The organism is Pseudomonas sp. P5_A2_2 (genome assembly GCF_054177685.1).
In genome coordinates this window covers 1-2054 of record NZ_JBGCUL010000810.1, presented here as the reverse complement: position 1 = coordinate 2054, position 2054 = coordinate 1, and the positions used below count along the sequence as shown (strand labels likewise).

Sequence of the window (2054 nt, the reverse complement as noted above, 5' to 3'; positions counted from 1 at the left end):
CATCAATGTTGCCTGACACTCAGCCATCGCGAGCAGGCTCGCTCCTACAATTGGATCTTCATTGACGGACCAAACGATGGTTCGGCAGTTGCACCTCTTCAGTGCTGCGATACGGGTTGATATCCAGCCCGCCCCGCCGCACATAACGCGCATACACCGTCAGTTTCTCCGGTTTGAGCAACCGCTGCAGGTCGAGGAAGATCCGCTCTACACACTGCTCATGGAAGTCCGAATGCTGGCGGAAGCTGACGATGTATTCGAGCAGGCTCGCGTGATCCAGCGCCGCGCCACGGTACTCCACCGCCACGCTGCCCCAGTCCGGCTGGCTGGTGACCGGGCAGTTGGACTTGAGCAAATGGCTGTGCACGCTCTCCTCGACAATGCGCGAATCATCGCAGCGCAGCAGTTCCGGCCGCGGATGCTCGTAGTTGCTGACGCTGATATCCAGCTCGTCGATGCACACGCCCGGCAAGGCCACGACGCCTTCGCTCTCGACGTCCTTGAGACTGCGAATGCGCACGCCCACCGGCTTGCCGGCAGCCGCCGACAAATCCTTGACCAACGTCGCCTCAAGGCTCGCGGTATCGGCAAACGGCGTCTGGTTCAGGGAGTTGAGGTACAGCTTGAACGACTTCGATTCGATGATGTTCGGCGAATCCGCCGGAATGCTGAATTCGCCGATCGCCACCACCGGCTTGCCCGACGGCAGCAGCCAGGACAATTCGAAGCAGTTCCAGAAGTCCACGCCTTTATACGGCAGGGTTTGCGCCGTCAGGCCCAGTTCCGCCCACTTCGCGGTGCGCGGGATCGGGAACAGCAAGGACGGCGTGTRGGTGGCGATGTATTCGCTGGACTTGCCCAGCGGCGAATGTTCGGCTGCGGGATGCATGGCGGAAACCTGACTGAAGAATCAGCGGATTCTATCAGCCTTTGCTCCCGCCTTTGAGTGCTTACTGACTGACAGTCACTTTGCCGACCATGCCGGCCTGGTAATGACCGGGGATGTTGCAGGCAAACTCAAGGCTGGTGGCCTTGCTGAAGGTCCAGGTCAGCTCGGCGGTCTTGCCCGGCTCCACCAGTACGCTGTTCGGGTCGTCATGCTGCATGCCTTGGTCCATTTTGCTGTGATCCATGCCAGCCATGTTGCCGTGATCCATTGCCTTCATGCCGGTCGGTGTCAGCATGCCGCTCTGTTGCATCTGTAACATTTCCTGCTGGTGTCTGGCGTGCATCGCCGCATCCCCGAGGTTGAACTCATGCAACAACTGGCCTTTATTGACCAGCACGAAGCGCACGGTTTCCCCGGCCTTGATGTCGATGGCCTTTGGCGTGAAGGACATGTCGCCCATGACCACCTCGACGCTGCGGGTCGCCTTGGCCGCCGGGGCCGGTTGACCGAAATCGTAGGAATGCCCGGCGTCCGCCCACACCGGTGAGCTCAGCGCCAACAAACACAGGATTTGCGCCACGGATTTGCGTAAAAACATCGTCATACTCCAACAAGATAAGGCTCAGCATGGGGAAAACTCTAAACTGCTGCCACTGCCCGCAACCTGACAGCCAGATTACAACTTTGTCAGGTTGCCCTGCATGAACGCCGTCCACGGTMTAAAGCGTTCGTTCCATCTGCCAAGAGCCACCCATGAAACTGCTGATCGTCGAAGACCAACCGAAAACCGGCCATTACCTGCGCCAGGGCCTGGCCGAGGCCGGGTTCAACACGGAACTGGTGGCCGACGGCAACACCGGCCAGCAATTGGCCCTCAGCGGCGAATATGCCCTGCTGATTCTCGATGTGATGCTGCCGGGTCGTGACGGCTGGCAGATTCTGCAAGCGGTGCGCAGCGCTGGCCTGGACACACCGGTACTTTTTCTGACAGCGCGTGATGCCGTGGAGGACAGGGTTCACGGCCTCGAACTGGGCGCCGATGACTATCTGGTCAAGCCGTTTGCCTTCTCCGAGCTGTTGGCGCGAGTGCGCAGCCTGTTGCGTCGCGGCAGCGCCACAACCCAGGAAACCAGCCTGCAACTGGCCGATTTGCGCCTGGACCTGA

Annotated in this window: 3 protein-coding genes; 1 reads left to right on the top strand and 2 read right to left on the bottom strand. The window is 60.0% G+C overall.

Features of this window, described 5'->3' with window-relative positions; translation table 11 throughout:
* Positions 1–58: 58 nt before the first annotated feature.
* Complete coding sequence (gene queF, locus ACXRVY_RS25995) at positions 59–889, bottom strand: NADPH-dependent 7-cyano-7-deazaguanine reductase QueF (RefSeq protein WP_458238620.1); 831 nt, start codon at positions 887–889, stop codon at positions 59–61.
* A 61-nt stretch (positions 890–950) separates the two neighbouring features.
* The gene (copI, locus tag ACXRVY_RS25990) at positions 951–1487 is read right to left on the bottom strand and encodes a copper-resistant cuproprotein CopI (protein WP_223462647.1); all 537 of its coding nucleotides are present in this window, start codon (positions 1485–1487) and stop codon (positions 951–953) included.
* A 155-nt stretch (positions 1488–1642) separates the two neighbouring features.
* Here copI and ACXRVY_RS25985 point away from each other — a divergent pair.
* Positions 1643–2054: response regulator (locus tag ACXRVY_RS25985; RefSeq protein ID WP_458238619.1), on the top strand; the 412-nt coding region annotated here is incomplete at its 3' end.